This window comes from Cellvibrio polysaccharolyticus, from assembly GCF_015182315.1.
GTDB classification, from domain to species: Bacteria; Pseudomonadota; Gammaproteobacteria; order Pseudomonadales; family Cellvibrionaceae; genus Cellvibrio; species Cellvibrio polysaccharolyticus.
This window is the reverse complement of sequence record NZ_PRDL01000001.1, coordinates 650,611-670,709: the sequence shown is the minus strand read 5'-3', so window position 1 is coordinate 670,709 and position 20,099 is coordinate 650,611. Positions and strand designations below refer to the sequence as shown.

Sequence of the window (20,099 nt, the reverse complement as noted above, 5' to 3'; positions counted from 1 at the left end):
TGCGTTATGTTTAACGGGCAGCCGCGAGTTAATGAGCAACGCTGAAACCAACCCGGTGTTTAGAATTTACCGCTAATGCCCACCGCAACAGAACGAGCTGGCAATGGCGCTTTGTCTTTCAGGAAAGACGCATGTACGCGGGCATATTCGTCGGTAAGGTTTTGTCCTTTCAAATAAATAGAGGTGCCGGGCAACCAGCGGTTGATGTCGTAGTTCACTTGCAGATCCACCAGGGTGTAACCCGAAGTTTCATCTTCCAGCGCGGCCACGCGGTCCTGTCTTAAATAGCGCGATGCACTTAACTCAATATCAAAGTCGGCAATTTCATATTGCACACGACCACCAATACGCAGCGGTGGAATGCGCGGCAAGTCGCCACCATCACGCAATTGCGCGCGGATGTAGTCGGTCATCACGGTGAGTTTTAGCGCATCGGTAGCCTGCCAGATAAACTCGCCTTCAAAGCCATACAAATCTGCGTCCTGCGCCTGATAAGCGTAGAGCGGCAAATCCATGTAGTGATAATGATCACCGTGCTCATGAGCGATGGATTCATTAAAGCCGGTATCGTTCAGGTAGTAATAATTGTCGATCCGGTTGTAGAAAATATTGGTAATAAAACCGAATTTGCCATCGAATTTACGCAGCGAAATATCCAGGTTGCTGGATTTTTCCAGTTTGACATCACCCCGGTGCAAATCGACTTCGTAACCGCCATCGGCAGTCGGCTTGATGTCCAGCAAGGCGCCGCTTTCAAATAAACCGGAACCAATGTGCGGGCCGTACGACAGTAATTCTGCAGCAGACGGTGTGCGTTGGGCGTGCGTAAATGAAACGCCCAGGTTATAGCCCTGCGTAAAGTCCCACACCACACCGCCCGACACACTGAACGGATTGGAGCTGTGATCAACGGAATACACAGACAACAAACTGTCATCGTAGCGCGACAGGTTGGCCACAAAGTTATCGGCGGTGATATCGGTTTGTTCAATACGCGCACCCAGCTGCAATAACACCGGGCCAAAATGACGCTCTTCGATTAATGCCAGCGCCCAGGTTTCTGTCAGGCTTGGCGGCGTAAAGGCTTCCATACCGGTAGCAGAAAAATCGCTGCGCTTGTAATGGACCGTTAACGCCCCGCGCCAATCCGCCAGCGGGTGATGAAAAATATCCACGCGGCCTTCATAACTTTCGTTGGTGAAGGTGGTGGCAATCTGATCTTCTTCTATTTCATCGTGGCGATAGTTGGTGTAGCCAAAACGGGTATTGATACCGCTGATAATTGCATGGTCGAGAGCCAGCTCGCTGATGAATTGAATACGATCCTGTTCCAGCTCGGCGTGAACCGGCACATCTTCAATACCGTGCGAGTGGCCCGGAATACCGTAAGTGCGCTCCAACCGGCCCACCGATAAACCGACAAAGCCGTTATCCAGCAAATAACTGCCGCCGAGGTTGAATCCCTGGGAGTCATTAGCAGAGCTTGGCAAGCGCGTGCTGCCACCGGCTTCACCAGCAGCGGCCGGGCCGGGAATTTTGTAATCGTTGGCATCGCGCCAGAAACCGTCTGCATGCACGGCTACATTGCCGGTACCGGTGGTGATGCTGCCGGAAACCAGTTTATCGTCCGCTACCGAGTTGTGTTCAACACGCCATTCGCCCTCGGTTTCATTGGATTGCGGCACCCGGTCATCGACGATATTAACCACGCCGCCAATGGCGCCGCTGCCATAAAACAGCGTGGAAGGGCCGCGTAAAATTTCGATCTGCCGCGCGGTCGAGGCTTCGGTAGCCACCGCATGGTCAGGCCCGACGCGGGAGGCATCGCCCGCGTCCAGACCGTTTTGCGTAATCAGCACACGCGGGCCATCAAGGCCACGAATGATCGGGCTGCTGGCCACCGGGCCGTAATAATTGGAGTGCACACCCACCTGATGCTGCAAGGTATCGCCCAGCGTGGAAGACTGACGGCGGCGCAGTTCTTCATCGCCCAGGACACTGACCGGCTGGGCAGATTCCACGTTGGAGGCGTGCCAGGGCAAACCGACCACGTTGATCACTTCCACCACCGTCGGCGTTAACACCAACTGCAAATCGCTGCGCTGGTCATCTATATGAAACACCCGGTGCATATGGCCTGGCGCCCGGACATGGAGTTCCAGCGCCCTCCCGGTGGGGTTGTTGACGGTGAAACGTCCTTGCCCATCGGCACGAACGCTGGTGTTGGAGCCAACAATATCAATCACCGCGCCGGTGACGGCACGCCCCTGATCATCTTTCACCAGACCGCCAACCTCAGCCGCCATAATCACCTGAGACACCATCGCCAGTGTCACTGCAAACAGGGTTTTCTTCACACAACCTCCTCAAATCCAATAAACACCATCCGCTCAACCCGGCAAACGGGATTGAGCCGGCCAGAAGCACCAGGCTTCAATCAACTAAAATCCGATTTAGTTATAATATAACATTACGCCAGCAAAGGAAAAGACTATCCCGCCAGATTCCTTTGATATTCCTTTTATATACCGGCCGCACGATTCCTGAAGCGTTGCCTGATAACGCCATCCAAGCCACCTTGTTGCCCACTTTGCCTGCCGCTATGGCCGGAAAATTGTGATTGCCTGCGCAACTTCACAGCATGAAAAGCCAACCGGTTTTAACAACCGCCAGCGGAAAATGAAAATTAAGGTTGAATTAAGACTGCCAGGCTAGAGTGGTTAATGAAAGCTTCACCAACACTTACATTTTTCGGAGAACGACTATGAAAAAATTTACTACTGCTTTGGTTACCGCGCTGGTTTTGTCTGCAGCTCCTTTTGCAATGGCCGACGACAATGTGCCGCTTGACCAGATTCAAACCCTGCAAGAAAACGGCACCATCCAGTCACTGCAAAAATTGAATGCCATTGCGCTTGAGCAACATCCGGGCGCGACCATTCACGACAGCGAACTGGAACATGAACGCGGCCAGTACATTTATCAACTGGAACTGCGCGATCAACAGGGTGTAGAGTGGGATCTGGAACTGGATGCGGCAACTGGCGCCATCCTGAAAAACAGACAGGACGATTAATCCGGCCCTTGCCATGAAAAACCCTTTTATCAGCGTATTAATAGTTACCACCTTGCTGACCGGCAGCCTGCCGATGGCAGCGCGCGACCTGAATCAGGACGAAGCGCTGCGCCTTCGTCAGCAAGGTGCCATTATGCCGCTGGAAAAATTGCTGGAAATTGCCCAGACCCGTTATCCCGGTTCACGTTTACTGGAAGCCGAACTGGAAGAAGATGACGGGGAGTACATTTACGAGATTGAATTGCTGACACCGCAGGGAGTCGTGCGCGATATAGAAATTGATGCGCACAGCGGGCGCATATTAAAGGACGAGGAAGACGATTAATGCGCGTGTTACTGGCAGAAGATAATGTACTGCTGGCCGAAGAACTGATCGATAACTTTTCCCGACTGGGCTACGCCACCGACTGGCGGGCTGATGGTCGGGATGTTCTTCATGAAGGCCTGCATGGCAATTACGACATCATTATTCTCGACCTTGGCCTGCCCGGAAAAAACGGGCTGGAAATTTTGCACGATTGGCGAAAACAAAAACTGGGCACACCGGTGCTAATTCTTACCGCCCGCGATCACTGGTCAGAACGTATTGATGGTCTGAAAGCCGGCGCCGACGATTACCTGACCAAACCTTTTCACCCGGAAGAATTGAACCTGCGTATTCAGGCGCTATTACGCCGCGCGCACGGCAGCAGCAATCAACCGGCACTGTCTGTGGGTCAATTAACCCTGCAAGAGAATGACCAAACGGCAACACGGGACAACCAAAGCTGGTCGCTCACCGCCGCCGAATTCAGTTTGTTGCGCTGCTTTATGTTGCAACCTGGCAAGCTGCTGTCCAAAAGCCAATTAATGGAACATCTTTACGATGCAGAAACCGAGAGGGACTCGAATGTTCTGGAAGTACACATCAATCATCTGCGTCGCAAATTGGGAAAAAGCATTATCGAAACGCGTCGCGGCCAGGGGTATATTTTTACCGGCGAATAAATTATGAAATCCATTCAGCAACGGCTGAACCTTGGCCTCGTCACCAGCCTGCTGATTGCCGGTATTCTTTTAGTACAAACTGCTTTATGGCTGGTTGATAACGGCCTGCGTCGCTATTTTGAAGCGACCTTGCAGCAGGAGGCAACCTTGCTGCTGACCACGCTGACCCGCAACGGTGAGAACATAGAACCGGATATCAACCGTCAACCCATCCATTACCGCCGGCCGTTTTCCGGGCAGTATTTTCAAATGGATATTGAAGGCCAGCAGTGGCGGTCGCGATCACTCTGGGATGGCACCCTACCGGCAACGACCACCAACAGCGGTTTGCTCGCCACCTTGCATGGAGGCCCGCAAGCCCAGGAGCTGCTGATTTTTATTGGCCATTACGAAAAATTTCGCAAACCCATTACCATTACCGTCGCCCGCGATTACACGCCGATTTTGCAGCATTTCAATAAAGTAAAAATTATTGCCGCCGCCTTCGGTGTGCTGGCGTTAATTATTATTTTGCTCATCCAGCGCTGGATAGTCCGCAAGGCGCTCTCCCCGCTTGAAAAAATCCGGCAACAAATTGCCCAGCTCCATGCAGGCGAACGCAGCACGCTGGACACCGATGTGCCGGAAGAATTATTACCGCTGGCGACGCAAATTAATAATCTCCTGCACCACACCGAAAAAACCCTCGAGCGCTCGCGCCACGCCATCGGCAACCTCAGCCACGCCTTGAAAACGCCCCTGGCCGTTATCTTCAGTTTGTTACACCGCCCGGAAATACAAGCCCATCCGCAACTGGCAGAAAAACTGACAGCCCAAGCCAATGCCATTCAACAGCGGGTGCAGCAGGAATTAAGCCGGGCACGCTTTTCAGGCACCGCCCTGCCGGGCGCGCAATTCGATTGTGAAAAAGAATTACCGGATCTTTTTTCTACGCTGGCCTTGATTCATAACAACACCCTGACCATGCGCTGGGCAACCGATGCCCATTTGCGTTTACCCTGGGACAGGGAAGATATGCTGGAACTGCTGGGCAATATTCTCGACAACGCCTGTAAATGGGCCAACTCAACCGTAGCGCTGGATATCCGCAAACGGGACGGCGTTTTTTATGTTCAGCTGGATGACGACGGGCCGGGCATTGATAGCGAAAGCCGATCACAGGTTCTGCAACGCGGCACACGGCTGGACGAGAATACCGATGGTCACGGTTTGGGGCTGGATATTGTGCGCAAGCTGATTGAAGGTTGCCAGGGCACACTGTCACTGGATGAAAGCCCGTTGGGCGGATTGCGGGTAGAAATTGCGCTGCCGATTAACCGGCACTTGCTATCCCATTAAAAGCAAAAAAAATCCGGCGTGCGTCAGCACACCGGATTTTTCGTTCTCAACAAAACATTATGCTTTCGGGGTCAAACGCAGTACTACAACATCGTGCGGTGGAATTTTCACCTTCAACGGGTTCAGAGTATCGCCTTTGTTACCTTTCCACAGATCGCGCCAGGTAAACTTTTCCTGATCAAAGTCGATACGCTTGCCAAACTCGTCGTCTTTCAGCGGGTAATATTCCCAATCGTGATTCAGATCCAGCGTGCTGTGACTACGGTTGAGGAACACAAACGCCCACTCACCATTTTCCAGCGGCTTGGCGAATACGTTCAAGCGTTCGGTGGCCAGCATGCGCATTGCCTGAATGCCCAGCTTGTCCTGGTTGACCGCAATAATTTCACGGTTGGTCAGAATGTCACGGGTCGTTTTGGACATGGTGCGCAAATCGTTACCGGCAATCAGCGGTGAATTCAGCACGGCCCACAAGGTGAAATGCGAACGGTCCTGGGCTTCGGTCATACCGTTACCAATTTCCATCATATCCATATCGTTCCAATGACCTGGACCGGCATATTTACGCAGCTTCATTTGTTTGTCGAGAATCGGCAACACACCCAGTGACGACCAGGAACCGTGGTTGTGCTCGCAATCCCAACAGTTATAAATGTCGCCAGTGGTGCGCCAGGAGTGACCAATCTCCTTTCCCCATTCCCACGGCTGGTTGTCGCCCCACTCACACAAACTGAACAGAATTGGACGATCCAATTGCGCCAGCGCCTCGCCCATGGTGGTGTAAGCACCAATCGGATTTAAGTTTTCGGTGTTACACCAGTCGTATTTCAGGTAATCAATACCCCACGCCTGATACTGCAACGCATCCTGATATTCATAACCGCGGCTGCCCGGATAACCGGCGCAGGTTTTATTACCGGCATCGGAGTAAATGCCGATTTTCAAGCCTTTGGAGTGAACATAGTCCGCCAGCGCTTTCATGCCATGCGGAAATTTTTGCGGGTCAACCTGAATATTGCCCTGCTCATCACGACCGCCGTGCCAGCAATCGTCGATATTAACGTATTCATAACCGGCATCTTTCATACCGGAAGAAACCATCGCATCGGCCATTTCACGGATAAGACTGTCGCTAACATCACAACCAAAGGTGTTCCAGCTGTTCCAGCCGAGCGCCGGGGTTAATGACAATTCTTTTTTCGGTGGCATTTCCGAAACGGTTTTAAATTGAGCCAATGCTGGCGTTGCTGCGGCAAGTATGCCGCCAACAGCTGCAACACCCAGTGCAGTTTTAATGAATGCGAAACGCATAATCAGATGTCCTCGATCGTTAGTGGTTAGTTATTGTGGTTTAAATATATGAATAATCTGATAAATTATTTTTTCTGAAAAAAAACCGCAACAAAAGTTACGGTTTTTTACACAGGACTTACTTAACCAGCTGCGACATTTTGTCAGCGTGCTTTTTAATCACATCCAGGGTTGACGCATCGGTATCGAATACCGCATTCAAACCTTGTGGTTCCTGTGGTGGGTCACCCACAAAGTCATCGCCTTCCTGCCACATAAAGTCAGCATTTTGGGTGCGACCAAAACCGCCCCACGCCCAGAAGTTGGAACCGGCCAACGCATCACCTGATGCAGAATGCGAATGAATCAAATCAAAAAATTCTTCGTAAAAACGATCGCGGTACACGGTGGTAGCGCTCACCTCAAAAGAACCGCCATCACGCTCTGCACCAAACTCTTCCAGTACAATCGGCTTGTTCATCTGGTTGGCAACATCAACGTGTTCATTGATGTATTTTTTCGCCTGTTGCAGTGCCGACTCATAGGTTTCTTCCGGTTTGGTTGCATCGAACCAGCCCCAGTTTTTCAACCACATATGGAAAGTCAGGTAATCCACATACTCGCTTTGATGCGATTCAATAAACAAAGCCATGTCGCGGATGGTGCCCATGGAGCCTTCGTTACCGGTGCTGATCAATTGCTTCGGTGCCAGCTCGCGAATGTATTTTGACGTTTCGTGAACCCACTCTTTAAAAGCCGGGAAGTTGATACGGCCATCTTCATCGCTACCCGGGCGCGGCTCATTGGCCAACTGCCAGGACATAATGGTCGGGTCTTCGTTGTACAACTTGCCATTGATGGTGTTCTTACGCGTTACTACACGTTTGATGATATCGCGGTACAAGGTTTGCGCTTCTTCCATACGGTAGAATTTTGCAGAGTTCTGCATGAACGCATTCCACTCGTTGGTTACGTCCGGATCAAATACCGGCGTGCCTTCAAACCAGGATACGTACTGCGACATACCGCCTGACCACTGCCAGAAGTTGTTGAAATACAAAACGGCGGTCATATCACGTTTTGCCATTTCGTCGAGCAGGAAATCCAGACCTGCCCATAACTCTTCACTGTACTCGCCGGGCGCGGTCACAATGGCCGGGCGCACAGCGCGCATCAATTCACTTTGTTCCGATGCGGCCAGTACCCGCAAATTATTAATGCCGGTGCGCTGCAATAAATCCAGTTCACGAATCAAACGCTCGCGATCACCTACCGCGCCTTCAGAGCCAAGGTAACCGCCGAACCACATATTGGTTCCGACGACATAATAGGTTTTACCCTGACGGGAAAAGGTTCTGCCATCAACGGTTACAAATTCGTTGACTGCTTCAGCGACCTGAACAACGTCAGCAGGTTTTTCTTCCGGTGCAGTAGCGGGCGCAGAAGATTTTCCACAACCGCCCAGGGCGAGCAAAAGCGCCGCCATAATCCAGGGCAATCCGAAGGTTGGTTTCATAGTTTTCTCACTTATTTGGTGATACTCGCAGGCATCAGTAGGTTAAAAAAATCTGCTGACCGGGTGGTCGGGGCTCTTTATAACACAACCGGACTTATGAGACAGGAATCGCATCCCGCCTTGATTGATTCACAAACTGCGTAGAATCCGATGTTATTTTATGTATGGTACGAACAACATTAAAACCCCATCGCCAGCATCCAGCGGTGGGGTTTTAAATAGGGTACTACTGCATTTTTTGCAGGATCGCTTTCACTTCCATCATGGCTCGGCCATTATGGTAGGGTCCTTTCCAGAAGCCCATTTTGTAATGACGCTCACCGTGCAAATCATCCAGCCGTGAAGCCCACAGCCATTCGCCTTGCTCATGATCGATCTGGTATTTTTTAATAAACTCCCAAACCTTCAGCGCGGCTTCGGTGAAACGTTGATCACCCGACAGCTGTGCGGTTTTCAAAAACCCGACCATGGCTTCAGCCTGCACCCACCAGATAATTTCGGGCAGTTGTTGGGCCGTGGCAAAATCATAGGCATCAATAACCTGGCCATGCTCGCCGATAGCTTCATCCAGACAGGTTTCGGCAATGCGAATCACATCCGGTAATAAACGTTCTGTTACCGCCTTGTCATTCAATGAATCCAGCGCTTTTACCAATAACCATGCGGTCTCAATATCGTGCCCGTAGGTGAAGGCCGGAGAGAAATCTTTCCAGTCCACATCGAGGAACATACGCATGTGGTAATTTTCACGGTTGATAATGTATTTATCAAAACAGTGAATGTTGTAACGCAAGGCTGCTGATACCGCGGCGACCGGATGCACCTTGTTTAACGAGGTGTAGGCTTCCAGTACGTGCAAATGGGTATTCATGCTTTTGGGGTAGTTGAGATCTTTATCGCTCAGGCGAACGTCTTCAATTTTGCCCCACTCGCGGGTGAAGGCTTCAAAATAACCTTCGCGCTCGCGATCAATGGTATTGCGCTCCAGCAACTCGAAACAGGACAGCGCTTGTTGCAAGGCCGCCGAGTTATCGGTGAGTTGGTAATAAGCCACCAGCGCATAGATGGCAAACGCCTGGGCGTACACCTGCTTTTTGGTATTCAGCGGTCTGCCTTTGGCATCCAGCTCCCAAAAAACACCGCCGTGTTCCTTGTCGAAAAAATAATCGGTCAGGTACTGATAAGAGCGATCCGCCAGCTGACGATACAAGGGGTTCGGAACTACACGGGCAACTTCACTGAAGAACCACAGAATACGGGTATTCAGTACGATGCCTTTGGTGGCTTCCGGTACCGGCACATTGTCTTCGCCCACTTCACCCCAGAACCCGCCATTCAGCAGATCCTGGGAATTGGCAACCCACCAGTCAGCGATGGCGACCAATTCCTGGTCGCACTCCCGGGAAAATTTTTCGAGAGAAAAATTGGTCACAGTCATCACCCTTACGCGAGATTTTTCAGAACGTCGAGGTTGGCAGCAATCAACTTGTTACGGGTTTCAACCGATGCAGCAGAACGCAAACCGTCTTCCGGTGTATTGATGCAGTAATCTACCAATTGATCAACGGTAGAGGTGGCTACATGCATACGGGTATCGGAAGAAGCGTAATAAACAAACACTTCGTTTTTCTCGTTAACAATCCAGCCGTTGGAGAAAGCTACGTTGGAAACGTCACCGACACGCTCGGCACCGTGCGGTGCAATGAAGTGACCACCCGGGCGGTGTGAAACAACCCACGGACGCTCCAGCTCGGTCATGAACATGTACAACACATAACGCAAACCGGCGGCGGTATTACGCACACCGTGCGCCAGGTTCAGCCAGCCTTTTTCAGTTTTGATAGGCGCCGGGCCCTGACCATTTTTCACTTCTTTGATGGTGTGGTAAACCTTGCCATCAACAATCACTTCGGATTTCACTTCGGCGTTGGTCATGTCATCGACCAGACCCCAGCCAATACCACCACCAGCACCAACGCTGATGAAGCCATCTTGCGGACGAGTGAACAAACCGTATTTGCCGTCAATAAATTCCGGGTGCAATACCACGTTACGCTGTTGACCGGAGTGAGTAATCAAATCCGGCAAGCGCTCCCAGGTGATCAGATCTTTGGTGCGGGCAATACCGCACTGGGCTTCTGCCGCAGAAATATCCGTGGAGGTTTCGTCTTTACGCTCGGTGCAGAACAAACCGTAGATGTAACCATCTTCGTGCGCGGTTAAACGCATGTCGTACACGTTGGTGTCCGGACGTTCGGTTTCCGGCAGGGTGATCGGGAAATCCCAGAAGCGGAAGTTATCAATACCGTTGGCACTTTCTGCGATGGCGAAGAAGGATTTGCGATCGACACCTTCAACGCGTACTGCCAGCAGGTATTTACCCTGCCAGTAGAGGGCGCCGGAGTTGAATGCCGCATTAACACCCAGACGCTCCTGCAAAAACGGATTGGTTTTTTCATTCAGGTCATAGCGCCAGAAAATAGGAGCATGCGCTGCGGTCAGGATGGGGTTTTCGTAAACTGTGTAAATACCATTGCCGATGGTTTGTGGTGTATTGGCTTTGGTGATCAGTGTTTCGTGATCAGCCAGCAGTGCCTTCACCTTATCGTTAAAAGAGCTCATAAAGTCCTCTGTTTGTCATATTCGCGAAACCTATGCACCACTTAAAGGCATGTGTACGCAGCTTGTTTCTCTTATCTGTATAACCGCCGCTGGTGCAATCGGTTACACATCACGCTAAAAAAATACCGCACCACGGCGGTATTGGGGCACCGGTCAGGGTGCCCGCTTTGCTCAGGATTTTTCCGCGGCGCTTATCGGCTTCGGTAAAAACTCACTGGGTGTATCGGCCTGGTAATCTTCAAGATTTTTCCACCAGAATTTCCATAACAGCAGGCTGGTAACCGCCAGCACCGCAATACCCACAAACATTTCCTGCCAGTGTTTGATCACCAGGAAAATCGGGATAGCGACCATGCTGGTCTGCCACACAATACCTACCGCCACGTTAAACATATCGCGGGCAAAATGCGGGTTCTTTTGTACTTGCGGGTACTGCTGCTGTGCGGCTTCGCGCACCGGCGCCCACCATCCCCACGGACGAACCTTAATGTAAAACGCTTTCAGCACTTCCATATCGTCGGCTTTGGTCAGCAGGGACACGGTCACGCAGGTAGTAAAGCAAGCGAGGAACAGGAACGGGAACGAGTACAGCGGGTTGTAATCGGTAAACGCCAAGGCGATCGCCAGGACAATACCAACTACCATGCCCCAGAAATATCCCATGCCATTAAAACGCCACCACAACCACTTCAACATGTTGGAGGCGGTGTAACCACCATAAAGGGCGGCCACAATCCATTGGATAGCGTTGTTGAGTGAGGGGATGAACAAGCCAACCAGCACACCGAGAATCACAAAAATAACCGAGAACAAATAGCTCAGTTGTACATATTTTTTCGGTTCGGCATTGGGGTTGATATAGCGCTTGTAAATATCGTTAACCACATAGGCGGGCGCCGCATTCACGGTAGCGGCAAAGGTACCCATAAAAGCTGCCAGCAAACCGGCGATCAGCAAACCTTTCAACCCCACCGGAATAAATTCCTTCAATGCCATCGGCAGTACTTGTTCAAAGTCTACCGCCGGGCCCATCGCACGCAATTCATCGGTAAAGAAAGCGATCGCCAGAATGGTTAAACCAGCAATCATCATGTAACGCGGAATAAACAACACCACGTTCACAAACCAGCTCATTTTCGACGCTTCAGACGGCGACTTGGTGGAAAGCACACGCTGCATGTCGTAGTTGGGCGCCGGGCCAGCCAGCGACACCAGTACGCCTTTCAGTAACACCAGCATGAAGAAGATGGTGAACATGTTGTAACCATCTTGCAGAATTTTTTCGTTGGCGGCAGGCAGGCGCTCTGCCCAATCAATATTCAGCTGCCAATTGATGGCAACGCTGGTCCAGCCATCAGGCAGGATGCGAGCCAGCAACTCTGGCGATACCTGTTGCATGGCGATGACGCCCACCGCAATCGAAGCCAGCGTCATCACCACAAACTGGAATACCTCGGTAAACACCACCGACATCATGCCGCCCTTCACCACATACAAGGTGGTGATGGCAGTGATGATGAGCGCGTAGGCAACATCGTTCCAGTAGGGGTCGGCAGAGAACTGCCAGGGCAGGAAAACCGCCGCAAATTTACCGATACCAATAAAGCCGTAAGCGATAAATGCCACCACGTTAATCAGGGCAAATACCACGACCACCAGGTGGGAGAGTTTGGCACCGGTACTGTTACCAAAACGGAAGGTAATAAACTCGGCACCGGTAAGCACGCCGGAACGGCGCAACCAGGCAGAGAGGAATACCATCATGAAAATCTGGTTGAATACCGGCCACAGCCAGGGGATATAAATACTGCTCAACCCGTACACAAACAGCAGATACACCAGCCACATGGTACCGCTGATGTCGAACATGCCGGAGGCGTTGGACAAGCCCAGCATGCGCCAGGACAGGGTATTACCGCCCAGAAAGTAGCTGCGCATATTTTTAGAGGCTTTTTTGGAAACCCAAAAACCCAGCCCCAGAGTGCCCACAACATAGGCAAGAACGATAAGAATATCGATGATCGAAAGTTGCATGGAAAGCTTCACATTCTCGGTTATTAGATAGAACGGGCTATTAAGTGATAGGCCTGCAGGCCTGAACCCATGTATTTCCCGCGCTGATACGACTTTTGTGATTGGCTATCCCCGGCCATCAAACATCCACGCGGCTACCATCCGGATTTGGACTGGCGGCATAATGTAATCGGTTACAACTTTTTTTGCTAGTCAGAAATAGCCGCATGTAGTAGATTTTGCCCCCTACGGCGAAATTAACGTTATAAATACGCCGATGAATACCTGGTTTCCTGTGATCGCTTTACCCTCGGGCACCCTGCCGCACCATCGGCCCTGCTGACTCGACATCAGATATAGCCATTGCGGCCCACCCGACGATCCCAGGGGTTTACTACGCAGCTGTTATTCAGAGTAACCCTATGTCCAACATTCGAGATGTTGCGCGGCTGGCCGGAGTATCCGTTGCCACCGTCTCCCGTGCCCTGAGCGCCCCCGAAAAAGTTTCTGAAGAAAGCCTCAGCAAAGTGCAGGACGCTATCGCACAGGTGGGTTATCGCCCGAATATGCTGGCGCGAAATTTCCGCTCTACCCGCTCCTACGCCGTTGTTGTGCTGGTACCGGACATCGCCAACCCGTTCTATTCCTTGTTTATTCGTGCTCTGGAAGACCGCGCCCAGCAAAAAGGTTACGCCGTGTTATTGGGCGATACCCGGGGCACCTCGGAGCGCGAGCAGGAGTATATTCGCCGGGTAGAAACCCGCCTGGCAGACGGCATTATTCAGCTGCGTCCCAGCTCGGAAAAAAGCCAGAACACCATTCCGGCAGGCATTGCCTGCGTCAATGCCTGTGGTTGCGAGCTGACCACCGGCCCCTCTATCCGTATTGATAACCGCGCTGCCGCCCGCACCATGGTGGATTATCTGATTTCGTTGGGACATCGCCGCATCGGCGTGATTTCCGGCCTGAAAGACAACCCGCACACCATTGATCGGCTGGAAGGTTACAAAGAAGCACTGGCCAGCGCCGGTATTGCTTATGACAAAGACCTGATTGCCGAGGGTGACTTCACCATGTGGTCTGGCCTTAATAGCGCGTTTCAGTTCTGCAATATGAAGAATCGCCCTACGGCAATTTTTTCGATGAACGATGAGATGGCGATTGGCGCGATGCAAACGCTGAAGTCCCAGGGGATTCGCGTTCCGGAAGATATGTCTGTTACCGGTTTCGACGATATTGCCTACGCCAAGTATTGCGACCCGAGTCTGACGACTATTTCCCAGCCGGCGGAGGAGATGGGCAAGATGGCGATGGATATGTTGTTACGGATTATTGAGGGCGAGCCCTTGAGCCAGACCGAGTGCGTACTGCCTACCGAGTTTATTATCCGCAAAAGCACCGGCCCGGCGCCTTATCAGAAGTAACTTTATTCAAGTTGTCAGTACACCAACAAAAACGCCCGCAATTGCGGGCGTTTTTGTTTATTCAACCGAACTTACTCAAGACTTCCACCACGACGCTGAATCAAATCACTTTCAATCTGCTTCATCTGCTTGTCGTTCAGCGGATACCAGAAGGAGAAGAGCGCACCCAGCGCACAAATACCCACCGGAATCAGGCTCATCAGCAACACCATACCGCTAATGGAAGCGGTTACCGTGGCTTCGATTTTTGGGTCGTAGCCGTACATAGCCAGAATCACCAACACCAATGCACCGGCAAAACCATGGCCGGTTTTGTTGATAAAAGTACCTGATGAATACATCAACCCGGTCGCACGGCGGTTGTTTTTCCACTCGGAGTAATCAACGGTATCACCCAGCATACTGAAGAAAAGCACCGGCATCATACCGGCGAAAAACTCACCGATAGCCGCCAGCACCAACATCAGCGTGACCTGCTCGGGCTGCACAAAATAGATAGCGCCGCTGAAAATACCACCAAAGATAAACGCACAAATCATCAGCGTGCGCTTGTTGAAACGCTGCGACAACCAGTTGGTGGCAATGGCAGCCGCCAGCGATGCCAGCAAAGTAATCAGGAAGTAATAACCCAGCAGGTCATCACGCCCGAGGAAATATTTGAAGTAATAACCGGCAGCACTGGGGCGAATAACGGTGAACAAACCGAACATGATGCCCACCGTCAGCAGGATCAACCAGGGCTTGTTGGTGAGCAGGTCAGACAGGTCTTTCTGGCCACTGTTCATCAGTTCGCGCGGGCGCTTGATCAACCGGGAGCGCAGCCATACGGTCAAAGCAAAACTTGCCAGCGCGGCAGCGGCACACAGATATTTGTAATGAACCGGCCATTCTGTTTGCGCCAGACTGATCACAAACAGGCTCACGCCCACCACCGGAATCAAAATCACCGGCATGCTGTAGCAAAGCTCTTTGGTTTCCTGCCAGAAGGTTTTATCACTCGTCACAGGCGGTTTGATGCGCTCTTTGGTGGTGGCGTAAGTGATGACCATCAGAATCACCAACAGCACCGCAAAAATAGGCATGGTGTATTGATAACCCAGCGCCTGGTTGCCCTGACCAAAATAGCCGACCAGCCATGGCATGGTCGTCATGACCAACAAGCCACCACTAAAAGCACCGATAAAACGGAAGCTGGACAAACTGGCCCGCTCGCTAACGCTGTCGGTCATCACGCCCATCAACGCGCCATAAGGAACGTTGTTGGCGGTGTAGGCAATGGTGAGGGCGATATAGATGACGTAGGCATAAATCAGCTTGCCGGTGTAACCGAGATCCGGCGTGTAATAAATCAACACCAGCAGCAAGCCTAAAAAGGGCGATGACCAGAGTATCCAGGGGCGAAATTTACCGGCTTTGGTATTGGTTCGGTCGGCAATGGAGCCGGCGATAATATCGGTTACACCATCAGATAAACGAACCACCAGAATCAGGATTGCTGCGTGGGTAGCAGCCAGCCCGAAGGTATCGGTATAAAACAGCGGCAGGAAAAACAGGCTTCGCCAAACAAAGTTTGCCGCTGCGTCCCCCATGCCGTAGCCCAGTTTTTCCCCCAGGGAAAGTTTGTGAGTAGATTTTTGCATATAAAGAACACTCGGTGAGTGGCCGCCGATAGGCCAGATGTTTATCGTTATACTCGTGCACCGAAGCAGGAGTGGCGCCAGATAATGCCACGCCACCCCTTGGGGATCAACTTGTCAGATTCATCCCTGACTTCACCACACACTAGCGTGCTTGCACACGTCCTTCGCAATGATCCAGCAGCTCGACCGCCACCACGATCAAATGATAGAGCGTACTGGCAGGTGCTACATCCACAATCACTTCATCGTCAGCACCACGACGATCCACGTAGGAACCTGCGGTAGATGCGCTCAGGTAGTAAGTGAACAGGTCATCCACCGCCTTGATGGCGATTGCCTCAGCCTGCGGATGGCCGGAGCGGATCTGCACCAGGCTGGCTTTGATCAGCTCGGTAATACCCCAGCAACGCTTGCCGGTGTCAACCACATCGCCATTTTCTGCCACCACGTCATACAACAACCCTGATGGCGCCTGGCCAATAGCAAGACCCCGCGCATACAAGGCATCCAGATACGCCTGCACCGGACGACCGCTGCGACGGCTGTACCAATCCAGCAACCATACCCATTCCATCATGTGGCCTGGCTCAACCCAACTGCCGCGCGCGTCGGCAAGGCGAGTCCAGTCATCATTGAAAAATTCAAACAACAGGCCGTTGCTTTCGTCGAAGAAGCGGGTTTGAAAAAGCGCAAACAGTTCGGCAGTACGCGCAAGGTATTTGGCATTGCCGGTAGCGTCGTAGAGCGCCAGGAATGCCTCGAACAAATGCATGTGCGGGTTCTGTCGACGGCAGGCGTAAGCGTAGTCACCTTCCAGCCAGCCGCCATTGGCCGCGCCGAATTTTTTATCCAGGTGAGCGATCAAGCGGTCAGCTTCGGCCAGCGCCGCTGCATCGCCAAAAGCGCGGTAACTCCAGGCGTTAGCCAGCAGAAAAAACGCGTGATCATAAAGATCCTGCTTGCTATCAATGACTTCGTAATGCGGATTCATTAAATGGGTGTAACCACCGCCAGCGGTCGGGTGAGCCGCGTGTTGCTGCACAAACTGCAACATCTTTTGCGCGACGTCCTTACCTTGCGGGCACCAGCCCCGGTCATAGGCCTGAGCGAAAAAGAAAGCCTGACGCGCCTGTACGCGCACCCGAATATCAGCTTCGCGATCAACCGCACCGGTAACATCCAGGCGCTCGATATTAACGCCGGTTTCCGTATCAATACCGCGTTCCAGCCACAGGGGAATGGCATCTTCTTTGATCCAGCGTTCCAGCCGCTGCGCTGCAGCCTGAAGAGATTGGGACATAGCAAAACTCGCAAATAAAATGACGATTACTACCAGCCGTCCGGCATGGACATATGGCAACGCTGGCAGCACAAAAAACGGGCGACATAATGCCGCAAAATGTAACCGGTTTCAAACAATCAGACTACAACCGCACCAAAACACCCAGGGTTTTAAACAGCGGTAAAGGGCGGAACAAACCGGACACCTGCGCCAATTGCCAGATATCAAAAGGCGGCCTGCCGCCCTCGGCCGGGTCAGGAAACACATCGTGAATAGCCAGCAACCCGCCTTTGGCGATATGACCCGCCCAACAACGGTAATCGGTCAGGGCTGCTTGCGCGCTGTGGCCGCCGTCAATAAACACCATGCCAACGGGCGCCTGCCAATGACGCGCCGCCTGGGCAGATGAGGCCACCACCGGCACCACGGTTTGTTCAAGCCCGGCGCGAAACAGGGTTTTACGAAACGCCGGAAAAGAATCCATGCGCGCCAGCTCGGCATCATACAAAGCCGCATCATGCCATTCTTCGCCCGGCTGGTGCTCTTCCGAACCGCGGTGATGATCGATCGCGTAAAGCAGTTGATCGCGCTGCTGGCAGGCAGCGCCCAGCCAGACAGTAGACTTGCCACAATAACTGCCGATTTCTACCACCGGCCCCAACAAGGCCGCCTCCAACGCATGTTGATAGAGACGCTCACCTTCTTCTTTATCCAGAAAACCTTTTACCGATTCTATATCCAGGGGCAACATTGTTATCTGTGTTTCCTCTTTTAAAACCACGTCCTGATTAGCGCAATAGCCGCACGCCGGTTATCAACATACGACTACAATAATCACTTTTGCGATAAACGACTGCACAACGGAGCCAATCTATGCGGCGCAATAATACGCCATATCGGGTAAAACGCTGGCGCGATGCCATGACCCGCTGGTATGTAAAACGCTTTGTTGCGACGCAATTCGACAGTCTCGGCTCAACGCCGGAGGTTGCCCATCCCCGCCATCTGGTTATTTTTGGCCGACATATTCACCTGGGGAAATATGCACACATTATTTGCGCGCCGGACAATGCGGTTCGCCTCACCACCTGGCCCGACAAACAGCATAGCGGCGAAATACGTATCGGTGATTTTTGTCTGATCTCGCCCGGGGTTCGCATCTCATCCAACCGCGCCATTCATATTGGCGATAACGTCATGCTGGCGGCCAATGTTTCCATCAGCGATAGCGACTGGCATGGCATTTACAACCGGATACGACCTTTCCGTTGCAGCAAACCGGTGGTATTGGAAAACAACGTCTGGCTGGGCGAGCGGGTTATTGTGACTAAAGGCGTGCGTATTGGCGAGAACAGCGTGATTGGCGCCGGAGCGGTCGTCACCCGGGATATCCCCGCCAATGTGATCGCGGCAGGCAATCCGGCGCGAGTGATCAAAGCCATCAACCCGAACCGCCGCATGCTGAAACGGGAAAAACTGTTTGAACACGCCGAGCATTATTTTCATCAGCAGCAGGAGCTGGATCGCTACCTGCTGGGCAACAATGGCTGGCTGAACTGGTTGCGCAGCCTGATCAAACCCGGCCGGCAGGATTGATATCCGGATCAAGAGCAGCGCGCAAAATAGCAGCCACGGATATCGCATCGGTAATTTCACCGGACAGCACCATCGCCAGCGCTTCACTGAAAGGCAAACGTTTTACTTCGATATCTTCGGTGGGTTCAAGCGCCTGCTCACCCGCATATAAATCGCGGGCAATAAACACGATGGCCTTTTCGTCGGTTACCGAGTTGGACAAGTGCAAGGTCAGCAACTCCTGCCACTGACGCGCTTGCCAACCGGTTTCTTCTTCCAGTTCACGCCGCGCCGCGGCCAGAGGTTCTTCTCCGGTCGGGCAACCCCCCTCGGGAATTTCCCAGGTAGAAACGCCCAGCGAGTAACGGCTTTGTTTTACCAGCCAGGTGTAATTATCCTGATCGAGCGGCAATACACCGATGGCGGTGTTTTTAAAATGCACAACCCCGTAGATGCCGTCAGTGCCTGCGGGAGTGATCACCTCATTGTGTGTGAGGCGAATCCACGGATTGTCGTAAACGGTATTTGAAGAGCGGGTGCGCCAACCCTTTATCTCATTTGTCATAAAACTCCCAACGCCTGAATGACGTGTGCGGCGATAGCCTGATGTCGGCGAAAAAGCGCCAATTATGACCCATAAAAAAACGCACCATCAAGGTGCGCTTTTCAATGAAATTTGTGCGGGTCGAGCTGTACTGCCGTTACCTGTTTGCCCAGCAGAATAACTCGCCCCAAATAGCGGTCATCGCCGCGAACCGTAAAGTCAAAATAAAAGGCGCGCCATAAGCACAAACGCCCGGCGTCATTACGCTTGAACCAGATGCGTCGCAAATAGACACTTTGATCCAGCAGTTGAACGCCCATGGTTTCGCAATGGCGACGAGCGGCTATAAACGCACTTTCCCTGGCCATAAGTGCCCGGCGTATATAGAAGCCCACAAAGAAAAGCAGAAAGAGCCAAAAGAGGCTTGTCAGATCCGGCATGAAGAAATTTGAAAGGATGTGCCCAAAATTGAGCAAAAATAAAATAGCGCAGATGAAAAAATCAACTGCGCGAAACGGCTAAGGAACAGAAGAAGGCAATCAGCCCCTCTTCTGTCTCGGTAACAACTCTATTACAGAGCGGTTACGTTCTCCGCTTGCGGACCTTTTTGACCTTGAGTAACTTCGAAAGTCACTTTTTGACCTTCTTTCAGGGTTTTACGGCCAGAGCCGTTAATTGCGCGGAAGTGAACGAACACGTCGGCACCGCCTTCACGCTCAATGAAACCATAACCCTTGTCGTCGTTAAACCATTTAACAACACCGGAGACCAGATCTGACATACTTTCCTCGA

18 protein-coding genes are annotated in these 20,099 nt (G+C 52.0%); 6 read left to right on the top strand and 12 right to left on the bottom strand.

Features of this window, described 5'->3' with window-relative positions; translation table 11 throughout:
• Positions 1-59: 59 nt before the first annotated feature.
• A complete protein-coding gene (locus C4F51_RS03045) occupies positions 60-2,357 on the bottom strand; it encodes a TonB-dependent receptor (RefSeq protein WP_328701298.1) in 2,298 nt (765 codons plus the stop codon).
• Positions 2,358-2,764: 407 nt separating this feature from the next.
• Between C4F51_RS03045 and C4F51_RS03040 the strand changes: the two genes are divergently transcribed.
• From C4F51_RS03040 to C4F51_RS03025, 4 genes are read left to right on the top strand one after another with little or no spacing between them, the layout of a single operon-like run.
• The gene (locus C4F51_RS03040) at positions 2,765-3,076 is read left to right on the top strand and encodes a PepSY domain-containing protein (protein WP_193907035.1); all 312 of its coding nucleotides are present in this window, start codon (positions 2,765-2,767) and stop codon (positions 3,074-3,076) included.
• Between the two features lie 13 nt (positions 3,077-3,089).
• The gene (locus C4F51_RS03035) at positions 3,090-3,401 is read left to right on the top strand and encodes a PepSY domain-containing protein (protein ID WP_193907033.1); all 312 of its coding nucleotides are present in this window, start codon (positions 3,090-3,092) and stop codon (positions 3,399-3,401) included.
• Entirely contained in the window at positions 3,401-4,063 is a 663-nt protein-coding gene (locus C4F51_RS03030; protein WP_193907032.1) for a response regulator transcription factor, read from the top strand. The genes C4F51_RS03035 and C4F51_RS03030 overlap by 1 nt, the downstream gene beginning before the upstream one ends.
• A 3-nt stretch (positions 4,064-4,066) precedes the next feature.
• Positions 4,067-5,401 (top strand): sensor histidine kinase, encoded by a 1,335-nt coding sequence (locus C4F51_RS03025; RefSeq protein WP_193907030.1) that lies wholly within the window; start codon positions 4,067-4,069, stop codon positions 5,399-5,401.
• Between the two features lie 57 nt (positions 5,402-5,458).
• On the opposite strand, the gene C4F51_RS03020 is transcribed toward C4F51_RS03025, so the two are convergent.
• The 5 genes from C4F51_RS03020 to C4F51_RS03000 form a co-directional block, all read right to left on the bottom strand.
• Positions 5,459-6,712: a glycoside hydrolase family 27 protein gene (locus tag C4F51_RS03020; protein WP_193907028.1), complete on the bottom strand. Its 1,254-nt coding sequence runs from the start codon at positions 6,710-6,712 to the stop codon at positions 5,459-5,461.
• A 118-nt stretch (positions 6,713-6,830) separates the two neighbouring features.
• The gene (locus C4F51_RS03015) at positions 6,831-8,207 is read right to left on the bottom strand and encodes a glycoside hydrolase 5 family protein (protein ID WP_235992264.1); all 1,377 of its coding nucleotides are present in this window, start codon (positions 8,205-8,207) and stop codon (positions 6,831-6,833) included.
• 226 nt (positions 8,208-8,433) lie between these two features.
• Entirely contained in the window at positions 8,434-9,639 is a 1,206-nt protein-coding gene (gene epiA, locus C4F51_RS03010; RefSeq protein WP_407926917.1) for a cellobiose 2-epimerase EpiA, read from the bottom strand.
• Between the two features lie 11 nt (positions 9,640-9,650).
• Positions 9,651-10,829, bottom strand: a complete 1,179-nt coding sequence (gene mgp130 / locus C4F51_RS03005; protein ID WP_193907025.1) for a 4-O-beta-d-mannosyl-d-glucose phosphorylase Mgp130 — start codon at positions 10,827-10,829, stop codon at positions 9,651-9,653.
• 171 nt (positions 10,830-11,000) lie between these two features.
• Positions 11,001-12,863, bottom strand: a complete 1,863-nt coding sequence (locus C4F51_RS03000) for a sodium:solute symporter family protein (RefSeq protein ID WP_193907024.1) — start codon at positions 12,861-12,863, stop codon at positions 11,001-11,003.
• A gap of 401 nt (positions 12,864-13,264) precedes the next feature.
• On the opposite strand from C4F51_RS03000, the gene C4F51_RS02995 reads away from it, so the two are divergent.
• Complete coding sequence (locus tag C4F51_RS02995) at positions 13,265-14,266, top strand: LacI family DNA-binding transcriptional regulator (RefSeq protein ID WP_193907023.1); 1,002 nt, start codon at positions 13,265-13,267, stop codon at positions 14,264-14,266.
• A 71-nt stretch (positions 14,267-14,337) separates the two neighbouring features.
• Here the strand turns inward: C4F51_RS02995 and C4F51_RS02990 are convergent, their stop codons facing one another.
• From C4F51_RS02990 to C4F51_RS02980, 3 genes are all read right to left on the bottom strand, one after another.
• Complete coding sequence (locus tag C4F51_RS02990; protein ID WP_193907022.1) at positions 14,338-15,906, bottom strand: MFS transporter; 1,569 nt, start codon at positions 15,904-15,906, stop codon at positions 14,338-14,340.
• A 142-nt stretch (positions 15,907-16,048) separates the two neighbouring features.
• A complete protein-coding gene (locus tag C4F51_RS02985) occupies positions 16,049-17,206 on the bottom strand; it encodes an AGE family epimerase/isomerase (protein WP_193907021.1) in 1,158 nt (385 codons plus the stop codon).
• 124 nt (positions 17,207-17,330) lie between these two features.
• On the bottom strand, positions 17,331-17,939 hold the full coding sequence (locus C4F51_RS02980) for a class I SAM-dependent methyltransferase (protein WP_193907020.1): 609 nt from the start codon (positions 17,937-17,939) through the stop codon (positions 17,331-17,333).
• Positions 17,940-18,061: 122 nt separating this feature from the next.
• Between C4F51_RS02980 and C4F51_RS02975 the strand changes: the two genes are divergently transcribed.
• Complete coding sequence (locus C4F51_RS02975) at positions 18,062-18,784, top strand: acyltransferase (protein WP_193907019.1); 723 nt, start codon at positions 18,062-18,064, stop codon at positions 18,782-18,784.
• On the opposite strand, the gene C4F51_RS02970 is transcribed toward C4F51_RS02975, so the two are convergent.
• The 3 genes from C4F51_RS02970 to C4F51_RS02960 form a co-directional block, all read right to left on the bottom strand.
• Positions 18,762-19,328: an NUDIX domain-containing protein gene (locus C4F51_RS02970; RefSeq protein ID WP_193907018.1), complete on the bottom strand. Its 567-nt coding sequence runs from the start codon at positions 19,326-19,328 to the stop codon at positions 18,762-18,764. The two genes, C4F51_RS02975 and C4F51_RS02970, sit on opposite strands and share 23 nt — an antisense overlap.
• A 101-nt stretch (positions 19,329-19,429) precedes the next feature.
• Positions 19,430-19,747, bottom strand: a complete 318-nt coding sequence (locus C4F51_RS02965; protein WP_193907016.1) for a DUF3301 domain-containing protein — start codon at positions 19,745-19,747, stop codon at positions 19,430-19,432.
• A gap of 131 nt (positions 19,748-19,878) precedes the next feature.
• On the bottom strand, positions 19,879-20,088 hold the full coding sequence (locus C4F51_RS02960) for a cold-shock protein (protein WP_328701297.1): 210 nt from the start codon (positions 20,086-20,088) through the stop codon (positions 19,879-19,881).
• Positions 20,089-20,099: the final 11 nt, after the last annotated feature.

Coding starts and splice junctions, on each gene's coding strand:
- C4F51_RS03040 (WP_193907035.1), top strand. CDS start 2,765: ATGAAAAAATTTACTACTGCTTTGGTTACCGCGCTGGTTTTGTCTGCA.
- C4F51_RS03035 (WP_193907033.1), top strand. CDS start 3,090: ATGAAAAACCCTTTTATCAGCGTATTAATAGTTACCACCTTGCTGACC.
- C4F51_RS03030 (WP_193907032.1), top strand. CDS start 3,401: ATGCGCGTGTTACTGGCAGAAGATAATGTACTGCTGGCCGAAGAACTG.
- C4F51_RS03025 (WP_193907030.1), top strand. CDS start 4,067: ATGAAATCCATTCAGCAACGGCTGAACCTTGGCCTCGTCACCAGCCTG.
- C4F51_RS03020 (WP_193907028.1), bottom strand. CDS start 6,712: ATGCGTTTCGCATTCATTAAAACTGCACTGGGTGTTGCAGCTGTTGGC.
- C4F51_RS03015 (WP_235992264.1), bottom strand. CDS start 8,207: ATGAAACCAACCTTCGGATTGCCCTGGATTATGGCGGCGCTTTTGCTC.
- mgp130 (WP_193907025.1), bottom strand. CDS start 10,829: ATGAGCTCTTTTAACGATAAGGTGAAGGCACTGCTGGCTGATCACGAA.
- C4F51_RS03000 (WP_193907024.1), bottom strand. CDS start 12,863: ATGCAACTTTCGATCATCGATATTCTTATCGTTCTTGCCTATGTTGTG.
- C4F51_RS02995 (WP_193907023.1), top strand. CDS start 13,265: ATGTCCAACATTCGAGATGTTGCGCGGCTGGCCGGAGTATCCGTTGCC.
- C4F51_RS02990 (WP_193907022.1), bottom strand. CDS start 15,906: ATGCAAAAATCTACTCACAAACTTTCCCTGGGGGAAAAACTGGGCTAC.
- C4F51_RS02985 (WP_193907021.1), bottom strand. CDS start 17,206: ATGTCCCAATCTCTTCAGGCTGCAGCGCAGCGGCTGGAACGCTGGATC.
- C4F51_RS02980 (WP_193907020.1), bottom strand. CDS start 17,939: ATGTTGCCCCTGGATATAGAATCGGTAAAAGGTTTTCTGGATAAAGAA.
- C4F51_RS02975 (WP_193907019.1), top strand. CDS start 18,062: ATGCGGCGCAATAATACGCCATATCGGGTAAAACGCTGGCGCGATGCC.
- C4F51_RS02970 (WP_193907018.1), bottom strand. CDS start 19,328: ATGACAAATGAGATAAAGGGTTGGCGCACCCGCTCTTCAAATACCGTT.
- C4F51_RS02965 (WP_193907016.1), bottom strand. CDS start 19,747: ATGCCGGATCTGACAAGCCTCTTTTGGCTCTTTCTGCTTTTCTTTGTG.
- C4F51_RS02960 (WP_328701297.1), bottom strand. CDS start 20,088: ATGTCAGATCTGGTCTCCGGTGTTGTTAAATGGTTTAACGACGACAAG.